The following is a 23,221-nucleotide window of genomic DNA, read 5'->3' as shown; positions in this document are numbered from 1 at the left end:
GATGGGGCTTACATAGGCGTTGTTGGCACGCTCGTAAATGTATTTTGCGGTGACTTGCGGCCCATATTGATCGCCAGATCCATCAGGGCGCGGACACGGTTATCGGTCGCGGGATGGGTCGAGAACAGATTATCCATACGCGCACCCGACAGGGGGTTGATGATAAACAGGTGCGCCGAGGCCGGATTATGCTCGGCTTCGTGGTTGACGATACCCTTGGCGTAGTTTTCGATCTTCCTCAGGGCGCGGGCAAGGCTTTCGGGATCGCCGCAGATTTCACCGCCCAGACGGTCGGCGTCATATTCGCGCGTACGCGAAATGGCCATCTGCACCAGCATGGCGGCCATAGGCGCGAGCACAGCCATCAGGATCGTGCCGATAATGTTGCTGTTGCCTTCTTCGTCACGACCGCCGCCAAAGAACAGGGCGAAATTGGCCAGAGACGAAATGGCACCGGCAAGAGTCGCCGTCACGGTCATGATCAGGGTGTCGCGGTTTTTCACGTGCGCCAGTTCATGCGCCATGACGCCTCTGATTTCTTCACGCGACAACATACGCAACAGGCCAGTGGTCGCAGCGACCGCCGCATTTTCAGGATTGCGGCCCGTGGCAAAGGCATTGGGCTGATCATTATGGATGATGTAGATGGCGGGCTGCGGCAGGTTCGCGCGGCGGCTAAGTTCGACCGTATCATCATAATAGGTGCGAATAATGCCGGTCGCCGTATGGGGGTCTATGGCTTCGGCCTTATAGGCCTTAAGGACCATCTTATCGGAATTCCAGTAGGCAAAGGCGTTCATCGCCAGTGCCAGACCCAAGGCGATCAGCATTCCCGTAGGGCCTCCGACAGCCAGACCGATTACCCCGAACAGGGCGGTCATACCAGCCAGCAACATAAAGGTCTTAAACGGGTTCATTAAGGTGTAGCTCCTGAGAAAGGTTTGTAATTATCGTTTCAACGGCCTAAATATAATAATCCGTTGTGCCCAATTTAAGGCTTCACCGCATGTCCGAGACTGAATTAACCGAGACGCCAGCGCCGAAGAAACTGTCACCCGCTGCGGCGCGTGCACTGGCCGAAGCGGCTGAACGACGCGTTCAGGCCGAGGCTGAGGTCCAAAAAGCCATTGAAGAGGGCGGGCCGCAGGGGCCTGAGCCCACACGCTACGGCGACTGGGAGCGCAAAGGGATTGCGGTCGATTTTTAAAGAGTGGGGACTTAAAGGCCCTGTAGTTCTGCCTTAATCGCTTTGACTGCCACAACCGGATCAGGGGCGCGGGTTACAGGGCGGCCGATCACCAGATGCGAGGCACCGTCTTCGATGGCCTGACGCGGGGTTGATATGCGCTTCTGGTCGTTGGCGTCTGACCATTCCGGGCGCACACCGGGGGTGACGATCAGGAAATCCTTAGGTACGCGGGCGCGGATCAGGGCGGCTTCCTGAGGGCTGGCGACCACGCCATCGATGCCGGCAGCGACCGCCTGATCGACGCGACGTAACACCAGTTCGGCCAGAGGTGTGCCGTAACCCATTTCGGTCAGATCATTCTGTGTCAGTGAGGTCATGACGGTGACGCCAAGGATCTTTGTGTTGCCCTTACGGCCCCTCAACGCGGCGCGCATAACCTGAGGCTCGGCATGAACGGTCAGGAAATCACAGCCGGTACCGGAAATGGCTTCGGCAGCGCCTTCGACCTGAGCGCCGATGTCGTGCAGCTTCCAGTCCTGAAACACCTGCTTGCCTCGGGCGCTTAAGTCGCGCGCCAGTTCCAGACCGCCCTGCCCCAGAAGCGTCAGGCCGATCTTATAGAAGCTTACGTGATCGCCGAGTTTTTCCACCAGTTCACGGGCGGATTTCAGGTCAGGCTCATCAAGCGCGATAATCAGACGGGGATCGGACATTTTAACACTCCGCAGGTTCTTAACAGACGCCAACAGGTCATTTCGTTAACAATTGGCGGATGTCATGGGCCGGATTGGCGCAAAGGTCAATATCCGTTTGCTGCAACGCAATATGTCAGTCGATGGTATCCGCCGTGATTTCGATGCGAGTGTCTTCGTCGGCTTCATGGAGTAATGCCAGCAAATGATCGGGACTCAAGGCCACACAGCCTTCGGTGCCGGTATAGTTTTCGCGCGCCAGATGCAGAAAAATGGCTGACCCCAGACCGGCAACCGGCGGGTCATCATTATGACCCATAACGCCGATCAGATCGTAGATATGATCCTCACGCCACAGCTTTTCGTGGCTGGCCTCAAATGGCAATGTAACGTGCCGGTTATAATCGGGATGGGTCGGGTCATCGCACCACCCGTCATCGGGCGACAGGGGCCGGACGGGTATAACAGTATCGGGTGCCTTGAGGCGATCAGGCCTGTAGAAAATATATTTCAGCCGCCAAACGCCGACAGGCGAGCATAGATCGCCTTCTCTTTTGTCATCTGCGGCAATAACGCCCCCTTTACCGAGGGCGCAAGGCACCTTATCTGAGTTTAATATCAGAAACTTATTGGCGTAGGCGGTAAAAATTTTGACCATTCGCCTGATATGCCCTATCTATTAAGAATAACTCATATCTTTACAGGATTACGGTGCAACAAAAAACCCTGCTTATAGTCGACGACGACGACGAACTGCGCGAAGCCCTGGCAGAGCAGCTTGAGCTGCATGAAGAGTTTAAGGTTATTCAGGCGCAAAACGGAACCGAAGGCATACGTCTGGGCAAAAGCGTGAGCGCCGACCTGATTTTGCTGGACGTTGACCTGCCGGATATGGATGGGCGTGAAGCCTGTCGCGTGTTGCGCAAGTCGGGCCTGACGACACCAGTGATCATGCTGACCGGTCAGTCGTCGGATTCAGACCAGATTCTGGGGCTGGATGCGGGCGCCAATGACTATGTCACCAAGCCGTTCCGCTTTGCCGTTCTGCTGGCGCGTATCCGGGCGCAGGTCAGAAGCCACGAAACATCCGAAGATGCAACTTTCCGCATCGGGCCATATGAATTCAAGCCCGCGCTGAAACTTCTGATCGATCAGATGCAGAAGAAGATTCGCCTGACGGAAAAAGAAACCAATATCCTCAAATATCTTTATCGTGCGGGCGGCAAGCCGGTATCGCGAGAAGAACTGCTGACCGAGGTGTGGGGCTATAATGCGGGGGTTACGACCCATACGCTTGAGACTCACGTTTATCGTCTGCGGCAAAAGATCGAGCCTGATCCGGCCAATGCGCGGTTACTGCTGACCGATGCTGGTGGTTACAGGTTGCAGTTTTGATAAAATAAAAACCGGAGCTTTTGCTCCGGTTTTTTTGTGTTGGGATTTTTCTGATGGATTCTGATCTTATTATTGTCTGGGTCGTCGTCGGGCTAGTGGTGACTATGAAAATTGGCCTGTTTCTGGTTATCCGGCACCTGTCACGCAAGCCCCCGAAGGCCCCTAAAGATTAAGTGTAACCTGTATCGGTGCGTGATCCGAAGGTCGTTCCCATTCGCGCACCGTATCATGGATAATGGCCGAAGCCGGAGCGGTCAGACGGTTGCGCAGGCCCGGATTGAGCAAAATATGATCGAGTCTCAGGCCACGATTGGATTTTCTGAAATCAGCCGAACGGTATGACCACCACGAGAAAATCTTTTCGGGATTAGGATAGGCGTCACGGAAGGGATCATAAAGTTCCCCTGCGGTGACGAAATTATCAAAGGCCTCAAGCTCGGGCGGCGTATGGCTGACGACGCGTAACATCTGGCGGTGGCTCCAGACATCAAACTCACCGGGGGCGATATTCAGATCACCGGCAATCAGCAGTGGCTGATCCTTCGGGCGTTCATTCAGGGTGCGCGTAACGCGCTCATAGAACTCAAGCTTATGGTCGAATTTGTCATTCAAAGCGCGGTCGGGAACGTCGCCGCCAGCCGGAATATAGAAGTTCCAGATTTCCACGCCTTTGACCGAAACGGCCTGACAGCGGGCTTCGGAACGACGGCAGTGGGTTGGCGTTTCCAGCGTGTCAAACGGATGCTTCGACACCAGTGCCACGCCATGCCAGCCCTTTTGACCGGTCACCAGAATGTGCGGATAGCCCATATCGATGAAGGCCTGATGCGGGAATTCCGGTGACTGGCACTTAATTTCCTGAAGGCACACGACATCGGCGTCGGCCTGTTGAAGAAAGCGGGCAACCTGTTCAATTCTGAGGCGAACCGAGTTGACATTCCAGGAGACGACCGAAAGACGCATAACTTACCTTACAGGTTGAAAATCACAAAAAAGACCCGATCGGTTTTCGCCGATCGGGCCAGATTTTGGCACATAACACGAAGAGATAAAGGGAAAAACGCAACACCAGAGATCAACCGCCGTAAATCTCATTGTGTGAATTATGACACTCTGAGGAAAAAAATCAATGCACAAAAATGTGTTCTCTGGCGATTCCTGAATTATTTTACCCCTTTTGGTTTATTAAGAATAAACAGATCAGCCTTCGGGTTTACATTCGTTTTAAAACTCAACAGCTTAACGCGCGTGGCCTTGTTCTGGGCATCGGTTACCGTCCATTCACCCAGCGTCAGAGCGCCGCCTTTTGTTTTTTCAATAAAATTCAGCGTGATCGAGCCTTCGACCTCTTTGCGGCGGTCGCGGGCCTTAAGACGGAAGCCATCGCTGGTCGAGGTGACTTCGGTGATGATCACGCCCTGATCGAAGCGGATGTTCTTCGACAGGAACAGAGACAGGGGCGTCAACTCAAGCGGGTACTGGTCAAACGACTTCAGTCGCGGGTCCCACATGTTCACGCGCTTACCGTCTGCGACGACGATCATCGAATAGGGTGCGTCATATTCAAAGCGGATCTTACCCGGACGCGACAACCACCAGTCGCCTTGTGTGACGCGACCTTTGAAATCGGTCTGCTGAAAACGGCCCGATCCGGTGGTCAGGGATTGCAGATAGGACTGGGCGCGCGTGATGCGTGCCTGATCTTCGGCCTTGAATTTGGGCTGACTGATGAAGGGCTGGGTCGGACTGCGGCGCGCCAGTGCAGGCGCGGCCACAGCGGAGGCGGCCAGAGACAGAAGAAGTGTGCGTTTGGTCAGGTCGGTCATGGAGGTTCCCTTGGAGGACACTGTTATATGGGGCAGACCTTAACCTGCCAAGATGACCGATATTAGGCGCTAAACTAAATGTAAAATGAATAACTTACTCAGGTCTCTGAGCTACGCACTCGATTTCCATCGTGGCCCCAAGTGCCATGGCTGTGACTTCGAAAGCGCTGATGACGGGCAGGGGGTGCTTTGTCAGGCGTTCGGCAAGTAATTGATTGAAGCGTGCGGATTGTGAAATATCGGTTAGCATGACCTTAAGCGCGGTGAGGGAGTCAAGCCCCAGATTAAACCGCGCCAGTGAGCCTTCGACATTGGTCATCATTTGAGCAAATTCAGCGTCAAAGCCCTGTGCCAGATGACCGTCATCATCATCGCCTACATGGCCCGACAGATAGATGGTGTCGCCGATCTGGACGGCCTCGGAAAAGGCGGCCTCAAACGGATAGGCGTAGAATTCAGGCTCGGTCACCGGCATTATATCCCCGGCGGTGGGCCGACCAGAATATCGCGCTTGCCGACATGATTGGCGGGGCCTACCACACCCTCCATTTCCATCTTCTCCATCAGGGATGCGGCGCGGTTATAGCCGATCTGTAGCTTGCGCTGGATGTAGCTGGTTGAGGCCTTGCGATCAAAGGTGACGAAATAGACGGCCTTGTCATACAGGTCATCGCCTGAGCCGCCGCCTTCGCCCATGCCGCCTTCTGAGCTGCCTTCGTCATCTCCACCGGCAGTGATATCTTCGAGGTAGTTTGGCGTGCCCTGTTCGCGCAGATATTGCGCGACGGCTTCCACCTCGCCGTCGGAGACAAACGGGCCGTGCAGGCGGGTGATGCGGCCACCACCGGCCATGAACAGCATGTCGCCCTGACCGAGAAGCTGCTCGGCCCCCTGTTCCCCAAGGATGGTGCGGCTGTCGATTTTTGAGGTGACCTGAAAGGAAATACGGGTCGGGAAGTTGGCCTTGATCGTACCGGTAATAACGTCAACAGACGGACGTTGCGTGGCCATGATCAGGTGAATACCGGCGGCACGGGCCATCTGCGCCAGACGCTGAACTGCGCCTTCGATGTCCTTACCGGCAACCATCATCAGGTCGGCGACCTCGTCGATAATCACGACGATAAATGGCATGGGTTCAGGCACCATTTCCTCGATTTCGAAGATCGGTTGTCCGCCTTCGTCAAAGCCGGTCTGTACCTTGCGCACAAAGTTCTTGCCTTCAGCGGCGGTGGCCTTGGCGCGTTCATTGTAGCTGGCGACATTACGCACGCCGATTTTCGACATGCGGCGGTAACGGTCTTCCATCTCCTTGACCGTCCATTTAAGGGCGACCACGGCCTTTTTCGGGTCGGTCACCACCGGCGCGATCAGGTGCGGAATGCCGTCATAGACGCTGAGTTCCAGCATCTTGGGGTCAATCATAATGAACTTGCACTGTTCCGGATCGAGGCGGTACAGGATCGACAGGATCATGGCATTGACCCCGACCGACTTACCCGAACCGGTCGTACCGGCGATCAGAAGGTGGGGCATCTTGGCGAGATCGGTAATATAGGGTTCACCGCCGATGGTCTCGCCCAGCGCCATAGGCAGGCTGTGGCCGACCTTTTCAAATTCGGATGAGGCCAGCAAATCCCGCAGATAAACCGTTTCACGCGTGGCATTGGGCAGTTCGATACCAATGGCGTTGCGGCCCTGAACGATGGACACCCGACAGGCACGGGCCGACATGTTGCGCGCTATGTCCTCGGCCAGACCGACGACGCGTGAGCCCTTAACACCGGCGGCGGGGGCCAGTTCATAGAGCGTTACCACGGGGCCGGGACGGATCTGATCAATCACGCCCTTGACGCCAAATTCGGCCAATACGCTTTCGAGCATGCGGGCGTTCTGCTTGAGGGCGGCTTCGTCGAAACCGGCGGCCCGTGCCTTGGGCTTTGATAAAATGCTCAGTTCCGGCAGGCGGAAATTGCCGGGTTTAAGGAACTCAAAGGCCGCCTGACGTTCATCCTGCTCACGCGTGGAGGGCTTGGGCTGACGCGGCGCCTCCATGCGGATTTTCGGTTCTGGTGCGGCATGGGTGGGCGGATCGATGTCAAATGGTGGCAGATCGTCGTCTTCGTAAGCCTCAAGGGGGGCCTGCTGACGCGGATTGACGACGGGGGCCGGTTCGGGGTCACCCATGCCTGAGAAATCTTCTTCATCAAGGAAGGGAGCCGGTGCCGATTTGGGGGTTTTCGGACGCTTGATTTTTGGCTCACCTGAGCGATGCAGGGCCTCACCGATACCGGTTGCGCCGATCACCCCTTTGAGGCCACCAAAGATAAATCCTGCGCCGCGTATATAGGATTCCGCATTAAGACGCAGGGCGGCATTGAAGCACAACAGGGCCAGAATGGCGAAAATGACGCTGGCGATAACGGCTGACGCGGGCAGGCTCATGAAGTCAAACAGGCTCTTTAGCAGGCCATGCACGCCCGTACCCCAGAAACCGCCAATGCTGACCTTATCCGGGCCGGTAACCAGCGGAGCCAAAGCCGCCGCCAGCATCAGGGTAAACAGGGCGGCAAAAAAGCTGTGCAGACGAAGCGTCCTGCGACCGGCATCGGGGTCGGTCTGAAACAGGCGCACAAGCCCGAACCAGATCATCAAAAGCGCCATCGGCCAGGCCGCAAGGCCCAGGGACTGAATGCCTATGTCGGCAATCGTCGCGCCGAACCCGCCCAGAATATTGGTTACCGGTGCTGAAGACGAGGTGTTCAGGCTGGCGTCAAAAGGGTTATAGGTGCCAAAGGCCAGCACACAGGCCAGACCTGCCACGCAAACCAGAGCGCCGCGCAGACGCGCAAACAGCACCGATTCCCAGATGGTACGGAAATTGGTTTCCAGATGGTTCCAAACGATGGCGGTGACGGTGCTCATCGGCAGCCTGATCCTTAAGTGATACGCGCAAATGACTTTGGTCCGTTTGTGACACGGATAAGGTTAATACCTTGTTTACCTGAGTTGATATGCCGCCTTTAAGGTGCGTAATTCTCGGTTTACGCGTTTGGCCGCAGGGCGTAAAAGGGAGCTATGGATAAGCGGTTTGATGTGATTATCGTGGGTGCCGGCATGGCTGGCATGACGGCGGCTCTGGCTCTGGCGCAGGGCGGTCTGAAGGTTGGGCTGGTTGAGAAGCAACCACTGGCCGAGCAGATCGATCAGGGCTTTGACGGGCGGGCTTCGGCGATTGCCTATAGCTGCTTCCGGCAGTGGCAGGCCTTAGGGGTCGGTGCGGCGCTTGAGCCCCTGTCGTGCCGGATGGATAAGATCGTGGTCACGGATGCGCATCTGCCGGGTGCTGCGACCAAACCGGCGTCTCCGTTTTTCCTGTATTTTGATGCGGCCGAGATTTCAGACCGTTCCGATGATGAGCCTTTGGGCTATATGATCGAAAACCGCCATATCCGTCGTGTGCTGCATGAGGCGGTGCTTAAGGCGGATATTGAACTGATGACACCGGCCACCGTGTCGGTGATCGAGGAAACGACCGGACAGATAAGCCTGACGCTGGATACGGGCGCGACTTTAAATGCGCCTTTGGTTGTGGCGGCAGAGGGGCGGCGTTCGGCCTTACGTGAGTGGGCGAAAATCCGCACGATCGGCTGGGATTATAAACAAAGCGCGGTGGTGGCCACCGTGAAAATGCAGTATCCGCATAACCATACGGCCTATGAGCATTTCCTCAGTTCCGGCCCGTTTGCCATTTTACCACTGACGGAAAACCGCGCCTGTATTGTCTGGTCGGAAAGCCACGATAAGGCGAAGGCCCTGATGCAGGTTCGCCCCGAACTGTTTCATGCTCATCTGATGCAGCGTTTTGGTGATTTTCTGGGTGAGGTTGAGGTTCTGGGGCCGCGCTTTGTCTATCCGTTGTCGATGGGACTGGCCGAGCATATGTATCGCGGGCGTCTGGCGCTTTTGGGCGATGCGGCGCACGGCATTCACCCCATTGCCGGTCAGGGGCTTAATCTTGGCCTCAAAGATGCGGCGGCTTTTGCCGAGGTCATCATCGACGCCGCGCGTTTAGGTGAGGACATCGGTTCGGAACTGGTGCTGGAACGTTATGCCCAGTGGCGGCGGTTTGAGAATGTCAGCACATCGATCATCATGGACGGCTTTGTGCATCTGTTTTCCAACAATAATCCGCTGAGCCGTCATGCGCGTGATCTGGGCATGGGCGTGGTCAATGCCATTCCGCCGCTGCGACGCTATTTCATGGAAGACGCCGGTGGTGCAACGGGGGATTTGCCGAAGCTATTGCGGGGTGAAGCTATATAATCCCCTCTCCCTGTGGGAGAGGGTTAGGGTGAGGGGGCGTTTCTTAACGAGGGTGTACCTGCTCCTCATCCGGCCTGTCGGCCACCTTCTCCCCTAAGGGGAGAAGGAAAGTGTATGCCACCTATCCCTTTTGCGGTTCAAAGCGGCGGGCCTGATCAACCAGCATGATCGGTACGCCTGAGCGGATCGGGAAGGCGAGGCCTGCGGTTGGGCTGAGCAATTCCTGTGTGGTACGATCATAGGTCAGGGGACGTCGCGTCACCGGACAGACCAGCGCCTCAAGCAAACGGGGATCGATTTCAGCCACGGCGGTGTTGTGATCGGTCATGGGGTCGTTCCTTAGCTAAACAGAAGGCCGGACAGGCGACGACGGCCGGATTTGGCCAATTCGGAAGTCAGGCCGACCGCTGAAAAGATTTTCAGCAGGAACTGACGTGCCTTTTGTTCCTGCCATTCAGGGTCGTCCTTGACGATGGTCAGAAGCGCATCGACGGCTTGGGCCATCTCACCCTGACCGGCCAGTGCGCGGGCCAGTTCGTAGCGAGCTTCGTGGTCGTTGGCGTCGACCTCAAGGCGCTGGCGGAAAGACTCGGGGTCGGTCGGTGCCTCTTCGGCCAGTTCGATAGCTGCCCGAAGCCCCAGAATGTCGGCGTCGGTGGTGTCTTTGGGGGCCGTATCGAGGAATTGCTTCGCTTGTTCAGCCTGACCCACCTTCAGATACAGCCGCGCTACACCGGCAATGGCTTTAAGATTTTCCGCTTCTTTCTCAAGCACATAGCTATAGGCCTCGAGAGCGCTGGTGACGTCGCCCTGCGTAGCGGACTGTGCCGCCAGTTCAAGCGCCTCGTCTATGGTCGGCTCACCGTCAGCACCGCCGCCGAGCTTTTCGACAAAGGCGCGCAGCTCGCTTTCCGGCTTGGCGCCCATAAAGCCGTCGACTGGCTGACCGTTGACAAAGGCATAGACGGTCGGGATGGATTGCACGCGCAGCTGACCGGCAAAGACAGGGTTTTTGTCGACGTCGATCTTGACCATGCGCACGGCACCCTTGGCTTCAGTGACGACCTTTTCCAACGCCGGACCCAGCTGACGGCAAGGGCCGCACCAGGTTGCCCAGAAATCGACAATAACCGGCTGGGTTTTCGAGGCTTCAATGACATCGGTCATGAAATCCTGATCAGAACCTTCGATAATATAGGGGCTGTCGCTTGGCATAGGATGTCCGTGAATAAATTCCGAGTGTTATAAAAATGGGTAAGGGCTGAGGATTAGTCAACCGCGCAGAAGTCGATCACCTGATATTTGCGGTTTAAACGCTCAAGAAAGGCGCGGAAAACAGGCTGTGACAGGGCGGTGGTGGCGGTGTTGATCAGCGGGTGAAAATTGACGATTTCGGCGTCATATAGCCGCTTATCGAGGATGAAATTCACCCTGTGCTCAGGGTCGTTGATCAGGGCCAGAGCCGTTACCGAACCGGGACGGACACCGAGATTGTCATAGAGCCGGTCTTCGGAACCGAAGGATAACCGGCCAGAGCCAATCCGTTTTGGCAGGGCCTTGAGATTGATCACGGTCGATTGCTCAGCGCTGATCAGCCACAGCTTGCCCTTGTCGTCCTTAAGGAACAGGTTCTTGGTATGGGCACCGGGAAGATCCGCCTTGATGTCATCGCCTTCACCGACTTTGAAGACCGCAGGATGTTCCAGGGTTGCGGTTTGCAATTCCCAGTCACTTAGGGCTTGAAGCAGGGTGGTTTGGGTATAAAACGACATAGGTTTGTTAAAGCAAGATGGCTGGGGAGAGTACAGCCATATTGCTTTAAATTTTTGTTTTATCGCGCATTTTATTCCGAAAACCGCAAAAAGCTTTTGGGCACTTTTCGGAATGCGCTCTTTCAGGAGTTGCGTCGTCAATGGAATTGGAATGTTTCGTCGTGCAGGACGGCGCGCGTGAGATTATCCCCGGTCGTCAGGATCGCGACTGGATGGATGCGTTTTCAAGCCGCTTCCCCTATCGCTGTCTGCCCCTGACCATGGCCAATTCGACGGGGTGGGAATTACTTATTCCTGAAGACCTGACGATTGAATGGAATGGCGGCAAGCTGGCGACCGATACAACGATCACGGCAGATACACCGGGCAGCCATGTCGATCACTTTGCCCAGAGCCATTTCAGCCACGGCATAGTGACGTTTCACACCGGTTATCTGTTTCGTACGCCACCCGGATGGTCATTGTGGGCCGGTGGTGCGCCCAACCATATCAAGGACGGTATTGCGCCTCTGACGGGGTTGGTGGAAACCGACTGGCTGCCATTTCCCTTTACGATGAACTGGAAAATGACCCGCCCCGGCGTGGTCAGCTTCAAGAAAGGTGAGCCGTTCTGTTTCATCAATCTGGTGCAGGACAGGCAGCTGGATAATGTGCAGCCTGTGATCAAACCGATTGAGGCCGATGCTGATCTGAAGGCGCAGTTTGAGTTGTGGTCAGAAAGCCGTGCGGCCTTCAACCAGAGCCTGATCAATCGTGACCCCGGTGCTATGAAACAGGCCTGGCAGAAGTTTTATCACAAGGGCGAACTGCCGGATAAGTCGGAAGCGCCGCCGGAACATATCAACCGTCGTCGCCTGAAGCCGCCGATCATCGAAGCCTAAAAAAAGACGCCGGATATCGGCGTCTTTTTTATTTTATCAAACCTATCATCCCTTAGCGGGGTTGTGGTCTGACGATCTGGGGCGCCAGGTTTTGCGCCACCTCGCGGGCCTCATAGCTATGGATATTGTCGGCAGGCTTCGGGCCCCGACCCATCAGAACTTCGGCGGTTGCCTCATAGCGATGGAAGGTGGTTGAGCTTTCCTGATAGGCACCCCATGAACCCCAGCCGCCACGATAGTAGCGCCAGTAGAAGCCACCATAATAGGATGGGCCGAACGGATCACGATAGCTGCGGGACACGGTTGTGGTTTCCTGCGTATTCGGACTGAGGAGGGTGAACCAGTCATAGCCGTTTTCGAGCGTCAGTTCGGCGGCGCGGAAAAGCATATAGTTTTCAACGGTTTCACGAGGCGTTGAGGTGTTGCCGCTGAATTTCAGGCGATAGCGGTTCGATTCAATACGTGTGTCGCTATAGCCGCGCGACATGTTCTGCGTCAGGTCGATAGGTTGGTAAGGGGTAGGGGTTGCACAGGCCGACAGCAGCAAAAGGGCCGCCGCACCAGCCGCTATACCCGTTGATTTGAATATATGCTGCATCGTTCACTCCTGTAAGTGAGTCACAAGTCATGCATTTTTCATGACATTTTTGGAGTCACTATCAAGCGTTAAGCGTAAATCGTCAATGTGGCATTATTGGGTCTGATATTGGTAGCGCATCTGTCCCCGCCGGTAACGGCGAGGCCTGTGTTTTATTGGGTTTTTTGGTGTGGGTGAGGGCGGAAAAAACGCGGAAAAGGCCGTTTTCAAGCCGTAACTGGTCGATTCGGGCGGTATCCGGGGACAGGTGCAGAATATTGAAGCCATTGGGTTGACGCCGGACGCGGGTCGACATGGCGGTCGAGGCACTGACGAACAGTGTGGTGTGATCCGGCGTGTTGCGGCTTTCGATATAGGCGTGATGCTGATGACCGGCGAGCACCAGATCGATGCGGGACTCATCGATGGCTTTCAGCAGCTTCTGGCCATTGAAAACGGTGATGTCGAGCGGGAATTCTTTGGGGCTTTGGAGGGGGTGGTGTACCACCAGTATGCGCCAGGGGGCATGAGAAGCTTTGAAGAAGTTGCGCATGGCGCGACGTTGCAGGGCGCTGATGGAGCCATTGGCCCAGTTCCAGTGCGGCAGGATCATGCGGGCGCTGTTCAGGCCGACGATATCAGACAGACCTGTCTGTAATACGGGATTGAGGTCTTCGGCGATATGGCGCTTATAGCGTTCAAACGGATGCCAGAAGCGCCTGAAATCGATGCCCGGCAGGTCATGGTTACCGGGGATAACGAACACGGGGGCTTTGAGCCGGTCAAAAAAGGCACGGGCCTGAATGAATTCGGTTTCGGTGGCCGATTGCGTAATGTCTCCGCTGGCGATGATCAGGTCGGCACCGCTGTCGTTCAGTTGCGTCAGCAGGAGGTCGGCGATTTCGTTATCACAGGCCCCGAAATGCAGATCAGAAATGTGGGCGATAATCATGCGCTGTCCTGACGGCTGGCGGGGATTAGAACCGGCAGATATCTGGGTTTCAGTGTGAAGGTCAGGTCGCCCTTAAGGGTAATGACTTCGCCATCTAATGAGACCAGCCGTTTACGGCGGTGGCCTTTGAGTTTGAAGCGTTTCGCGGTGATTTCATGGATGCCCGGGTCTTTGAGCCAGTTACCGATCATCAGTTTTGACAAAAACCGCAGATGCTCGGCCTGTGTGGTGGTGGTAGCGACATAGGCGGCCAGTTCGCCGCCTTCGAGGGTGTCGCGCCGGAAATTATTGGCGTCAAGCAGGCCGGATTCGGCAAAGCGATTGACCGAGACGACGACGGCAGGGGTATTGAAGCGATAGGCCGTATTGTCGCCTTCCAGAATGACGCGCTGGCGCTTATTGAAGCGTTCAAGCACATAGAGGAACATGCGCGGCACCATCCACAGGTCGTTTTCCTTGCGGTTTTCTTCGCGATAGACGGCGGCATTGGGCATGACGCCTATACTGGCGCAGCAGAGGAATATCTCGCCGTTGACATAGCCTGCATCCATACTGATCTGCGTGAATCCGGCGGCATAACCGTTGAGCGCGGTTTGCAGATCGTCGGCCCCCAGATCCTTGGCCAGCAGGTTCATGGTGCCAAAGGGCAGGACGCCGAAGGGTTTTCGCGTATGTTCCGACAGATATTTGGCGCTTTCGCGCAAGGTGCCGTCACCGCCGCCAATCAGAAGCGGGTTCTTGAGTCTGGCCAGTCGTGCCAGATTGCGCCCCATCTCCTCGGGTTCGCTGAAGCACAGTTCGGCAACCTTAAGGCCGCTTTCGGCAATGGCCGCCTCAATGGCTTCGTGGCCCATATTCAGGACGGTGCCGGACTTACCATTGATGAGGATAGAGAAACCGTCTGGCATGATACTCAAAGACAAAAAAAGGGTCTGCGGCCATTAAGGACGCAGACCCTGTAAAAAAGCGATAAGTGTTTGAAGAAGGGAAGATACCCCTCCGGCCCTTCGGGCCACCTCCCCGCAAGCAGGGAGGAGGAAGATCAGACAGGGTACCCCTCCACCCCGCCTCAGCCTTAGGCAGGGAGGAGTGAAGGGGTTAGCCGCGCTGATCGCGCTTGGCAGCGACGCGCAGACGGAGCGCGTTCAGCTTGATGAAGCCGGCGGCGTCGCGGTGGTCATAGGCGACCTTGCCTTCTTCGAAGGTGACCAGTTCCTGATCATAGAGCGAATAGGGGCTTTCGCGACCGGTGACGGTGACATTGCCCTTATAGAGTTTAACGGTGACGCGACCGGTGACCTTGGCCTGACTATAATCAATAGCCGCTTGCAGCATTTCGCGTTCCGGCGAGAACCAGAAGCCGTTGTAAACGAGCGAGGCATATTTCGGCATCAGCTCGTCTTTGAGGTGCATGGCCCCACGGTCAAGCGTGATCGATTCAATGCCACGGTGCGCTGCCAGCAGGATGGTGCCGCCCGGTGTTTCATAGACGCCGCGTGATTTCATACCGACGAAGCGGTTTTCAACCAGATCCAGACGACCGACGCCATTGTCATGGCCCAGCTGGTTCAGTTTGGTCAGAAGCGCGGCCGGCGACAGGGCCTCGTCATTGATGGCCACCGGATCGCCCTTTTCAAAGTCGATGGTGATGACGGTCGGGGTGTCGGGTGCCGCTTCGGGGGAGATAGTGCGCTGATAGACAAATTCCGGCGCTTCGACGGCGGGGTCTTCGAGAACCTTACCTTCGGAAGAGGAGTGCAGCAGGTTGGCGTCCACCGAGAAAGGCGCTTCGCCGAGCTTATCCTTGGCGATAGGTATCTGGTGCTGTTCGGCAAAGGCCAGAAGGGCTTCGCGTGAGGCAAAGTCCCATTCACGCCACGGTGCGATGACGCGGATGTCAGGTTCCAGACCATAGTAACCCAGTTCAAAACGCACCTGATCGTTGCCCTTACCCGTAGCGCCGTGACAAACCGCATCGGCCCCCAGCTTGCGGGCGATTTCGATCTGCTTCTTGGCGATCAGCGGACGCGCAATCGAGGTGCCGAGCAGGTACTGGCCTTCATAGACCGTATTGGCGCGGAACATCGGGAAGACATAGTCACGGACAAATTCTTCGCGCAGGTCTTCGATGAAGATGTTTTCGTCCTTGATGCCGAGCAACTGGGCTTTTTTGCGCGCCGGTTCCAGCTCTTCGCCCTGACCTAGGTCGGCGGTGAAGGTAATGACTTCGGCACCATATTCGGTTTGCAGCCATTTCAGGATGATCGAGGTATCGAGGCCGCCGGAATAGGCGAGGACGACTTTCTTGACGGGCTTTTCAGCAGGACTGGACATGGGGCAAATACCGCTTGGCAGGAGAAGGAGGAATTAAAGGCGCGTTTAAGGCTATGGACGCGGTTATGCAAGATTTATTCATAGGGCTGGGGCGTGGGGCCGAAAGATTAAAGGCAGAAAGATACCCCTCCGTCACGGCCCAAAAGAATTGGGCCGCGCCACCTCCCCATCGCAGGCGATAGGGAGGAGAAGTGATCAGCTGAGAAGTTCGAGGAGCAGGCGGTCGAGCACCAGACGGCCTTTGGGGGTGGCAAAGAGGTGTGTGTCGGATTGATCGAGAAAACCATCGGCCATCAGATCGGGTTTGGCGTTTAAGGCAAGGCCTGAAAGGCGCTCATGCCGTACGCCTTCGGTCAAACGCAGGCCGAGCATCAGGGCCTCTTCGGCGCTTTCCTCAGGCGACAGGCGTTCGATGTCAATGCCCGTGCCGTGGTCATTGACGCGGCTTATGTAGGTTTTGAGGTCGGGTTCGGCGACGGTGGCGTGACGGGCATTTGAATAGGTCAGACGCCCATGTGCGGGATCTTTGTTTTTGTGCCCACTGTCGTCTGAAAAGGTTAGACGCCCGTGGGCGCCGGGGCCAATACCGATATAATCCACCCCTTCCCAGACATTGAGATTATGCTGTGAGCGGGCGGTCAGGCCCTTGGCGTGGTTGGAAACTTCGTAGGCGTCAAACCCGAGGCGGGTCAGCACCGATTGCGTCGTGTGATAAAAGGCTTCGCCCAGTTCAGGGTCAACGGGTTTTAGGGTGCCGCGACGGGCCGCGCGGCCAAAGGCAGTATTGGGTTCAATACCCAGCTGGTAGGGGGAAATGTGTTCAACGCCCAGATGGGCGGTGCGGGTTAGTTCCGCTTCCCATTGGCTGAGGGTCTGATCGGGCAGGGCATAGATTAGATCAAGGGACACACGGCTAAATACAGACAGGGCTGTCTCAAGGCCGGTAAGGGCTTCACGGGCGGAGTGGTTGCGCCCCAGAAATTTCAGGGCCTGATCGTCAAGTGACTGAATGCCAATCGACAGACGGTTAATGCCTGCGCTACGGAAAGCCTGATAGCGGGCGATTTCGGCATCGGTCGGGTTGGCTTCAAGGGTGATTTCAATATCGCCCTGTGGTGGGAAAAGGGTTTGGGCGTCTTCGATCAGCGCCGCGACCCAATCGGGCGGCATCAGGGAAGGGGTGCCGCCGCCAAAGAAAACCGAAGCCAGATGACGGGGGCCTAAGCCTTGTGCCTGAGTGTGCAGATCGCGGCGGATGGATTCGAACAGACGGGTCTGTATCTCTGTCTGGTTGCGGTCACGCGTGACGTTGAAGTCGCAATAGGGGCAGATGCGCGCGCAATAGGGCCAGTGGATATAGAGGGCGACGGGTTTCAAGGGCTGCGCGTTCCGGGAGTGTTTTTAGAGACCCCACCACCCCTTTGCTTACGCAAAGCGGTCCCCCTCCCCGCCGGAGGCAGGGAGGAGTGAAGATGAGATCGTTAAAACAAGTGGGTTTTGAGTTGTGCGAAGGCCAGATGGCGATGGCTGATGGCGTCCTTGGCGTCGGGTGTCATCTCGGCGAAGGTGATGTCATAACCGTCGGGCTGGAAGATCGGATCGTAGCCAAAGCCTTTGTCGCCACGCGGTTTGACAATCTGACCATAGATACGACCCTCGAACACTACGGCATGACCTTCGGGCCAGGCGACGGCCAGAGCGCAGGTGAAATAGGCGCGGGGGGTAAAGGCGTCGGGGTTTTCGGCCTTGGCTTGATCCAGCTTGAGGTGGATGATCTCCATGGCGCGGTCAAAGTCTTTGTAGGGGCCAGCCCAGCGCGCACTGAAGATGCCCGGATCGCCGTTCAGGGCATCGATGCTCAAGCCGGAATCATCGGCCAGAGACACGGTGCCGGAGGCTTTCGCGGCATGGCGGGCCTTGAGGATGGCATTGCCGACAAAGGAGACTTCGGTTTCGTCAGGCTCTGGCAGGTTGAGCGAACCGGCGCTGATGACTTCGAAGCGGCCGCCAAGCAGGGCCTCGATTTCGCGGGCCTTACCGGCATTATGGGTGGCGGCGACGAGTTTTTCACCGTTGATCAGTTGCAGGGACATGAATGAGGCTCCGTCAGATATGTGCCGCTTGTACGCAAACTGTGCGGTAAATAGAACTGTAAATCCTGTGAATGCTGATTTATGTCTTTGGGGCATAAGACAGGCGGGTAGGGATATATGCGGTTTTTAGGCCCCGGATCGATATCAAGCATCCTGAAAATAGCGCTGGATGCGGTCTATTATGCCGTGTTCGCGCTTTTGGCGGCCTTATGTGTGGCGATACTGACCCTGTTGTCGGTGCCCGCCTTGGCCGAGCAGGTCACGGCGCGGGTGCAGGTCGATATGGACGCCAGCGATCAGGTTTTATTGTTGCTGATTTTCGGGCTGGCGCTCAATGGTTATCTGGTGATCGTTTTGTGGATGCGGCAGGTGTTCCGCACCTTGGCGGAAGGCGATGTGTTTCATCCGGCCAATGTCTGGCGGTTAAGGCTGATTGGTATCGCTTTAGGCGTGCTGGAGATATATTCCTATCTGTCGCGCACGCTGGTGGAGGCGTTACTTAATATGCCAGTTGAGCCGGTCTATGGCATGCGGGCGGTAACGGCCTGGGTGTCGGTGCTGGTGGTGTTTGTGCTGGCGGAGGTGTTCAAGGAAGGGGCGCGGTTACGGGCGGAGGCCAATCTGACCATATGAGCATCCGTATTTGCCTTGATGAGATACTGGTGGCCAGACGGCTGTCTATTGTCGAACTTGCGGATCGCACGGGTATCAGCGTGCGGCATCTCAATATATTGCGTGACAATAAGGCCGTGGCCGTCAGGCTTCGCACATTAGACGTGTTGTGCGAAGCGCTGGGCTGTGAGCCGGGGGAGATTATCGTCAGGGATAAGGAAGATACCCCACCACCCCCGCGATAAATCGCGGCGGTCCCCCTCCCCAGCAAAGCTAGGGAGGAGTAGAATTTTATTTGCTAATGGCGGTGTTTTGCAGGGCAAACAGTTCCTGCGTGCCTTTTTCGGCCAGATCGAACAGGGTATTATATTCATCGCGGGAGAAACCGCGCTTTTCGCCGGTGGCCTGAATCTCGACGATCTGTTGCGTGCCGGTCAGGACGAAGTTGGCATCGGTCTCGGCGGTGGAATCTTCGTCATAATCGAGGTCAAGCACAGGGGTGTCATTATAGATGCCGCAGGAGATGGCGGCGACCTGATCAAGGATCGGGTTAGTCGTTATCAGCTTTTGCTCCAGCAGTTTTTGAACCGCGAGAGAATAGGCGACCCATGCGCCGGTGATGGACGCGGTGCGGGTGCCGCCGTCGGCCTGAATGACATCGCAGTCGATGGTGATCTGACGCTCGCCCAAGGCTTTGAGGTCGGTGACGGCCCTGAGGCTGCGGCCAATCAGGCGCTGGATTTCCTGTGTGCGGCCCGATTGCTTGCCTGCGGCGGCTTCGCGGCGCGAACGGGTATGGGTTGAGCGCGGCAGCATGCCATATTCAGCGGTGACCCAGCCCTGACCCTTGCCCTTAAGGAACGGGGGGACACCCTGTTCGACCGAAGCCGTGACCAGAACCTTTGTGTGGCCGAACGAGACAAGGCAGGAGCCTTCGGCATAGCGGGTAATGCCGGTTTCAAGTGTGACTTTACGCAGTTCATCGGCCTGACGGTTCGAGGGGCGAAAGGTTTTCAGGGCGTTCAGAGCGTCGAATTGTGACATGGTACAGGGCCTTTTTTGGTTTCGGCCTCTGGGTAACAAATATGACTGGCTGATCAAAGCGATTTATGTGTTGGGCACTGTGGAATGCCCCCTCCGGCGCGGACTTCGCCGCGCCACCTCCCCCGTAAACAGGGGAGGATGTAGGATGCCGCGTGGCGTCTCATTATAGTTTATTAGCTTGGCGGAGTTTGCTAGGCTGGGACTATGACCGATAATTTCACCCGTTCGCAGCTTTTGACCGGCACGGCGTCCCTGACCGAGCTTGATACAAGGGCGCGGGATGTGTTCCGGCAGGTGGTGGAAACCTATCTGGAGACCGGTGAGCCGGTGGGGTCGCGCACTCTGTCGCGGGGCGGGATTGCCCTGTCTCCGGCGTCTATTCGTAATACCATGCAGGATCTGGCGCATCTGGGGTTGTTGTCGGCACCGCATGTGTCCGCCGGACGGATGCCGACCCATCAGGGGTTGCGGCTGTTTGTTGATGGCCTGCTTGAGATCGGGGATATTGGTGAAGCGGCGAAGCGTGACATTGAGGCGCGGCTGACGGGTCGGGGGCAGAGCTTTGACGGTGCGCTGAAAGAGGCGTCGAACCTGTTGTCGGGTCTGGCGGGCGGGGCCGGTGTGGTGATGACGCCGTCGTTTGAAGCGGGGGTCAAGCATGTCGAGTTCGTCAAGCTGGCCAATGATCAGGCTTTGGCGATCCTTGTGTTTGATGACGGGCGGGTGGAAAACCGCCTGATGCCGCTTCAGGCGGGGGTGACGCCTTCCGTGCTGATGGAGGCGTCAAACTATCTCAATGCGCGTTTGCGCGGACGCACGCTTTCTGAAGCCGGTCGGGAGTTGCGGGCCGAGCTTGAGCAGGAGCGCAGACAGCTTGATCAGACGGCGGCCCAGCTTATTGAGGCGGGGCTGGCGGTGTGGTCGGGCGATCATGACCAGAGGGCGCTGATTGTGCGCGGTCAGGCCAATCTGCTGGAAGCGTCGGCGCTCGATGACCTTGAGCGGGTGCGGGCGCTGTTTGATGATCTGGAGCAGAAAGAAGAACTGATTACCCTGCTGGATGGGGTGAAAACCGCGCAAGGGGTGCGGATTTTCATCGGTTCGGAATCAAAGCTGTTTTCTTTGTCGGGTTCGGCTGTTATTGCAGCCCCCTATATGACCGGGGTCGTGGGTGCGCAAAAGGTTGTGGGCGCCATTGGCGTCATCGGCCCGGCCCGGTTGAATTATGCGCGGATCATCCCACTTGTGGACTACACCGCACGGATTCTGGGGCGTCTCCTTGATCGGGAGCGTTCCTGAACCGCAGACGTTTTAAGAGATTAAGGACGACATGAGCGAAGACATCAACGAAAACGAAGATCATCTCGAAGCTGATGCCGATGAGATTCTGAATGCAGCGCTTGAGCAGCTTCAGGCGGAAAATGCCGCGCTTAAGGAACAGGCCCTGCGCTATGCTGCCGAGGCTGAGAACACCAAGCGTCGTGCCGAACGCGAAATGAATGATGCGCGTGCCTTTGCCATTCAGCGTTTCAGCCGTGACCTTCTGGGGGTTGCGGATGTTCTGACGCGTGCCCTTCAGTCGGCACCGGCAGAGATCGCCGATCCGGCGTTCAAGAACTTTGTCACCGGCATCGAGATGACGGAAAAAGAGCTTCTGGGCGCGTTTGAAAAGAACGGCGTCAAGAAGATTGCGCCGCTTAAGGGTGACAAGTTCGACCCGAATTTCCATCAGGCGGTGATGGAGCAGCCTTCGACCGAGGTTGAGGGCGGTGGTGTCATTATGGTTATGCAGGTCGGCTATGAACTGTTCGGGCGCGTTATCCGTCCGGCCATGGTTGCCGTAGCGGCCAAGGGGTCAGGCCCCGCACCGACCGGTGGTTATACGTCAAATGGTGAGGCCACGGGCGGCACCATTGATACGCAGGCCTGAGGGTTGGTGGATCACGATTGAAAATAGCCCCGCAGGTTTATACTTGCGGGGCTTTTTAATGCACCTAATCCAGTGAACAGGTCGAATAGGCAATGATGCCGCTGGCGGCCCGCCACTTGCCCACCAGTTTGTAGGGGTGCGGGCCGGTGTCCGGTTCAATCCAGAATATGGCTTCGCGCTCGTACCGCCAAGGCATGTCTTCGGGCAGGGGCGTGGCATAGGTTTCAACCGCGTGATCTACGATGAAACCCGGATCACCCTTTTCAATGAAGGCATAGCCCGAAATTTCAAGGCGACGCCAGAGATGCTTTGCGTTGCCGGTCAGCGTTGTGCGTGCTGAGCCTTCGAAGCGGCCGTTGTCGTCCTTAAAAGTGATATTGAGGGTGGTAATGGTATAGAGCGTATCGTTTTCCATATAGTCGCTCTCGCTTTCATCGTCACAAATCCATGTGACGCTTTCGGCGTAGCGCAGCATTTCACCGGGCGTAAGCTCGGCCTGTGCTGTGTGTGACGCAAATAAGGTGATCGCCGCCACGAGGCTGGCGATAAATCCCTGATAATTCCCCCGCATGATAGCCGTTCCTGAGAGCAAGATTGCCCTAAGAGCGGCTTATCATACGCCACGAAATGGGAAAGGGTTATTTGTTGACTTAGAGGTACTTACCAAACCATGCCAGAAGGTCGTTCCAGCCTTCGCGCGCCGCTTCGGGTTTGTAGCTCGGGCGGTAATCAGCGTGGAAAGCGTGCTTTGAGTCGGCGAACACCTTGATGTGGCTCGGGGTTTTGCCGGAGGCCTTCAGGGCGGCATTGGCGCGGTCAACGGTTTCCTGAGGGATGCCCGCATCGTCTGAGGCATATAGGCCAAGTACGGGTTTGGTCAGGTCTGGGATGACATCGGCGGGCCACAGGCGGTCTTCGGCCCCGAGGAAGTCTTCGGGGTTCGGCCGCTCAAGGCGGCCATACCACGCGACACCGGCCTTAATGTCCGGTATCTGGGCGGCGGCCATCCATGTCACGGCTCCGCCCCAGCAGAAACCGGTGATGCCCATACGTGTGGTGTCGGCAAACGGTTTGCCAGCGTCCTGACCGACGTTCTGGCCGACATCGGGATTGGATTTCAGCCAGCTGATCAGTTGGTTAAGGTCGCCCATGACCTGAGTGTGCGGGGCCTGTTCGACCAGTTTGCGCACTTCGGAAAAGTCCGTGATGGCGGCAGCAATGCCTTTGCGGGCGAAGGGGTCGAAGGCAAGGGCCACATAACCGGCATGGGCCAGACGGCGGCAGGTATCACGTATATAGTCGTGCAGGCCCCAGACTTCGGGGACCACAATAATGACCGGACGGTTGTGCGCGGTTTCCGGCAGGGCAATATAGGCGGGAATCTCATAGCCAGCGTCACCTGAGGCAATGGTCAGGTCTTTGGCGATCAGGCCGGAGGATGAGGTGGTAATGGCGGCGGCGTTCAGTTGACCGGCGCTCAGGGCATATCCGGCAAAAAACAGACCGGCCAGCCCCCGGCGGCTTAGGTGGAAATCTTCGGGTTCGAAGCCTTCGGGACGTGTGAGTGTTACCTGTCTGGTCATGCGTATAAGCTCCCC

General features: G+C 56.8%; 27 protein-coding genes. 8 read left to right on the top strand and 19 right to left on the bottom strand.

Features of this window, described 5'->3' with window-relative positions; translation table 11 throughout:
• Window positions 1-8 precede the first annotated feature (8 nt).
• Window positions 9-917, bottom strand: a complete 909-nt coding sequence (gene htpX, locus E5201_RS01660) for a zinc metalloprotease HtpX (protein ID WP_140984260.1) — start codon at window positions 915-917, stop codon at window positions 9-11.
• Window positions 918-1,006: 89 nt separating this feature from the next.
• Between htpX and E5201_RS01655 the strand changes: the two genes are divergently transcribed.
• Entirely contained in the window at window positions 1,007-1,207 is a 201-nt protein-coding gene (locus E5201_RS01655; RefSeq protein ID WP_140984259.1) for a DUF1674 domain-containing protein, read from the top strand.
• Window positions 1,208-1,218: 11 nt separating this feature from the next.
• Here the strand turns inward: E5201_RS01655 and pyrF are convergent, their stop codons facing one another.
• Both pyrF and E5201_RS01645 read right to left on the bottom strand, forming a co-directional pair.
• Window positions 1,219-1,902, bottom strand: coding sequence for an orotidine-5'-phosphate decarboxylase (gene pyrF / locus E5201_RS01650; RefSeq protein ID WP_140984258.1), 684 nt, complete (start codon window positions 1,900-1,902; stop codon window positions 1,219-1,221).
• Window positions 1,903-2,017: 115 nt separating this feature from the next.
• On the bottom strand, window positions 2,018-2,539 hold the full coding sequence (locus E5201_RS01645) for a L,D-transpeptidase family protein (protein WP_140984257.1): 522 nt from the start codon (window positions 2,537-2,539) through the stop codon (window positions 2,018-2,020).
• A gap of 53 nt (window positions 2,540-2,592) precedes the next feature.
• Between E5201_RS01645 and E5201_RS01640 the strand changes: the two genes are divergently transcribed.
• Window positions 2,593-3,276: a response regulator transcription factor gene (locus E5201_RS01640; RefSeq protein ID WP_140984256.1), complete on the top strand. Its 684-nt coding sequence runs from the start codon at window positions 2,593-2,595 to the stop codon at window positions 3,274-3,276.
• A 162-nt stretch (window positions 3,277-3,438) separates the two neighbouring features.
• Here the strand turns inward: E5201_RS01640 and xth are convergent, their stop codons facing one another.
• The 4 genes from xth to E5201_RS01620 all read right to left on the bottom strand — a co-directional run bounded on the left by xth (window position 3,439) and on the right by E5201_RS01620 (window position 8,027).
• Window positions 3,439-4,239: an exodeoxyribonuclease III gene (xth, locus tag E5201_RS01635; protein WP_140984255.1), complete on the bottom strand. Its 801-nt coding sequence runs from the start codon at window positions 4,237-4,239 to the stop codon at window positions 3,439-3,441.
• A gap of 200 nt (window positions 4,240-4,439) precedes the next feature.
• A complete protein-coding gene (locus tag E5201_RS01630) occupies window positions 4,440-5,102 on the bottom strand; it encodes a LolA family protein (RefSeq protein WP_140984254.1) in 663 nt (220 codons plus the stop codon).
• A gap of 94 nt (window positions 5,103-5,196) precedes the next feature.
• A complete protein-coding gene (locus tag E5201_RS01625) occupies window positions 5,197-5,577 on the bottom strand; it encodes a RidA family protein (RefSeq protein WP_140984253.1) in 381 nt (126 codons plus the stop codon).
• Window positions 5,577-8,027 (bottom strand): FtsK/SpoIIIE family DNA translocase, encoded by a 2,451-nt coding sequence (locus E5201_RS01620; RefSeq protein ID WP_140984252.1) that lies wholly within the window; start codon window positions 8,025-8,027, stop codon window positions 5,577-5,579. Before E5201_RS01620 ends, E5201_RS01625 begins: the two co-directional genes overlap by 1 nt.
• 153 nt (window positions 8,028-8,180) lie before the next feature.
• Here E5201_RS01620 and E5201_RS01615 point away from each other — a divergent pair, with 153 nt between their 5' ends.
• A complete protein-coding gene (locus E5201_RS01615) occupies window positions 8,181-9,428 on the top strand; it encodes a UbiH/UbiF/VisC/COQ6 family ubiquinone biosynthesis hydroxylase (protein WP_140984251.1) in 1,248 nt (415 codons plus the stop codon).
• 121 nt (window positions 9,429-9,549) lie between these two features.
• Here the strand turns inward: E5201_RS01615 and E5201_RS01610 are convergent, their stop codons facing one another.
• From E5201_RS01610 to E5201_RS01600, 3 genes are read right to left on the bottom strand one after another with little or no spacing between them, the layout of a single operon-like run.
• Window positions 9,550-9,756 (bottom strand): Trm112 family protein, encoded by a 207-nt coding sequence (locus E5201_RS01610; RefSeq protein ID WP_140984250.1) that lies wholly within the window; start codon window positions 9,754-9,756, stop codon window positions 9,550-9,552.
• Window positions 9,757-9,767: 11 nt separating this feature from the next.
• Entirely contained in the window at window positions 9,768-10,643 is an 876-nt protein-coding gene (trxA, locus tag E5201_RS01605; RefSeq protein ID WP_140984249.1) for a thioredoxin, read from the bottom strand.
• Between the two features lie 53 nt (window positions 10,644-10,696).
• The gene (locus E5201_RS01600; RefSeq protein WP_140984248.1) at window positions 10,697-11,200 is read right to left on the bottom strand and encodes a prolyl-tRNA synthetase associated domain-containing protein; all 504 of its coding nucleotides are present in this window, start codon (window positions 11,198-11,200) and stop codon (window positions 10,697-10,699) included.
• A gap of 140 nt (window positions 11,201-11,340) precedes the next feature.
• Here E5201_RS01600 and E5201_RS01595 point away from each other — a divergent pair, with 140 nt between their 5' ends.
• Entirely contained in the window at window positions 11,341-12,081 is a 741-nt protein-coding gene (locus E5201_RS01595; RefSeq protein ID WP_140984247.1) for a DUF6065 family protein, read from the top strand.
• A gap of 52 nt (window positions 12,082-12,133) precedes the next feature.
• Here the strand turns inward: E5201_RS01595 and E5201_RS01590 are convergent, their stop codons facing one another.
• The 6 genes from E5201_RS01590 to rdgB all read right to left on the bottom strand — a co-directional run bounded on the left by E5201_RS01590 (window position 12,134) and on the right by rdgB (window position 18,037).
• On the bottom strand, window positions 12,134-12,679 hold the full coding sequence (locus tag E5201_RS01590) for a CC0125/CC1285 family lipoprotein (protein WP_140984246.1): 546 nt from the start codon (window positions 12,677-12,679) through the stop codon (window positions 12,134-12,136).
• A gap of 82 nt (window positions 12,680-12,761) precedes the next feature.
• The gene (locus E5201_RS01585) at window positions 12,762-13,610 is read right to left on the bottom strand and encodes a metallophosphoesterase family protein (protein ID WP_140984245.1); all 849 of its coding nucleotides are present in this window, start codon (window positions 13,608-13,610) and stop codon (window positions 12,762-12,764) included.
• Window positions 13,607-14,518 (bottom strand): diacylglycerol/lipid kinase family protein, encoded by a 912-nt coding sequence (locus E5201_RS01580; protein WP_140984244.1) that lies wholly within the window; start codon window positions 14,516-14,518, stop codon window positions 13,607-13,609. Before E5201_RS01580 ends, E5201_RS01585 begins: the two co-directional genes overlap by 4 nt.
• Window positions 14,519-14,708: 190 nt before the next feature.
• Window positions 14,709-15,944, bottom strand: coding sequence for an argininosuccinate synthase (locus E5201_RS01575; protein ID WP_140984243.1), 1,236 nt, complete (start codon window positions 15,942-15,944; stop codon window positions 14,709-14,711).
• A gap of 195 nt (window positions 15,945-16,139) precedes the next feature.
• The gene (gene hemW / locus E5201_RS01570; RefSeq protein ID WP_140984242.1) at window positions 16,140-17,321 is read right to left on the bottom strand and encodes a radical SAM family heme chaperone HemW; all 1,182 of its coding nucleotides are present in this window, start codon (window positions 17,319-17,321) and stop codon (window positions 16,140-16,142) included.
• Window positions 17,322-17,425: 104 nt separating this feature from the next.
• The gene (rdgB, locus tag E5201_RS01565; RefSeq protein WP_140984241.1) at window positions 17,426-18,037 is read right to left on the bottom strand and encodes an RdgB/HAM1 family non-canonical purine NTP pyrophosphatase; all 612 of its coding nucleotides are present in this window, start codon (window positions 18,035-18,037) and stop codon (window positions 17,426-17,428) included.
• A 117-nt stretch (window positions 18,038-18,154) separates the two neighbouring features.
• Here rdgB and E5201_RS01560 point away from each other — a divergent pair, with 117 nt between their 5' ends.
• Both E5201_RS01560 and E5201_RS01555 read left to right on the top strand, forming a co-directional pair.
• Window positions 18,155-18,670, top strand: coding sequence for a DUF2975 domain-containing protein (locus E5201_RS01560; protein WP_140984240.1), 516 nt, complete (start codon window positions 18,155-18,157; stop codon window positions 18,668-18,670).
• Entirely contained in the window at window positions 18,667-18,894 is a 228-nt protein-coding gene (locus E5201_RS01555; protein ID WP_140984239.1) for a helix-turn-helix domain-containing protein, read from the top strand. The genes E5201_RS01560 and E5201_RS01555 overlap by 4 nt, the downstream gene beginning before the upstream one ends.
• Window positions 18,895-18,940: 46 nt before the next feature.
• Here the strand turns inward: E5201_RS01555 and rph are convergent, their stop codons facing one another.
• On the bottom strand, window positions 18,941-19,693 hold the full coding sequence (gene rph / locus E5201_RS01550) for a ribonuclease PH (RefSeq protein WP_140984238.1): 753 nt from the start codon (window positions 19,691-19,693) through the stop codon (window positions 18,941-18,943).
• A 204-nt stretch (window positions 19,694-19,897) separates the two neighbouring features.
• On the opposite strand from rph, the gene hrcA reads away from it, so the two are divergent.
• Window positions 19,898-20,992, top strand: a complete 1,095-nt coding sequence (gene hrcA, locus E5201_RS01545) for a heat-inducible transcriptional repressor HrcA (RefSeq protein WP_140984237.1) — start codon at window positions 19,898-19,900, stop codon at window positions 20,990-20,992.
• A 31-nt stretch (window positions 20,993-21,023) separates the two neighbouring features.
• Entirely contained in the window at window positions 21,024-21,623 is a 600-nt protein-coding gene (gene grpE / locus E5201_RS01540; protein WP_140984236.1) for a nucleotide exchange factor GrpE, read from the top strand.
• A gap of 64 nt (window positions 21,624-21,687) precedes the next feature.
• Here grpE and E5201_RS01535 read toward each other — a convergent pair whose 3' ends face one another.
• Window positions 21,688-22,194 (bottom strand): hypothetical protein, encoded by a 507-nt coding sequence (locus E5201_RS01535; protein WP_140984235.1) that lies wholly within the window; start codon window positions 22,192-22,194, stop codon window positions 21,688-21,690.
• 79 nt (window positions 22,195-22,273) lie between these two features.
• Window positions 22,274-23,206 carry a dienelactone hydrolase family protein gene (locus E5201_RS01530; protein WP_140984234.1) on the bottom strand — a complete coding sequence of 311 codons (933 nt, stop codon included), beginning with the start codon at window positions 23,204-23,206 and terminating at the stop codon, window positions 22,274-22,276.
• Window positions 23,207-23,221 lie beyond the last annotated feature (15 nt).

The sequence above is a fragment of the Asticcacaulis tiandongensis genome (assembly GCF_006475605.1).
In the GTDB taxonomy this organism is placed as follows: Bacteria; Pseudomonadota; Alphaproteobacteria; order Caulobacterales; family Caulobacteraceae; genus Asticcacaulis; species Asticcacaulis tiandongensis.
This window is presented reverse-complemented; position numbering and strand designations above follow the sequence as displayed.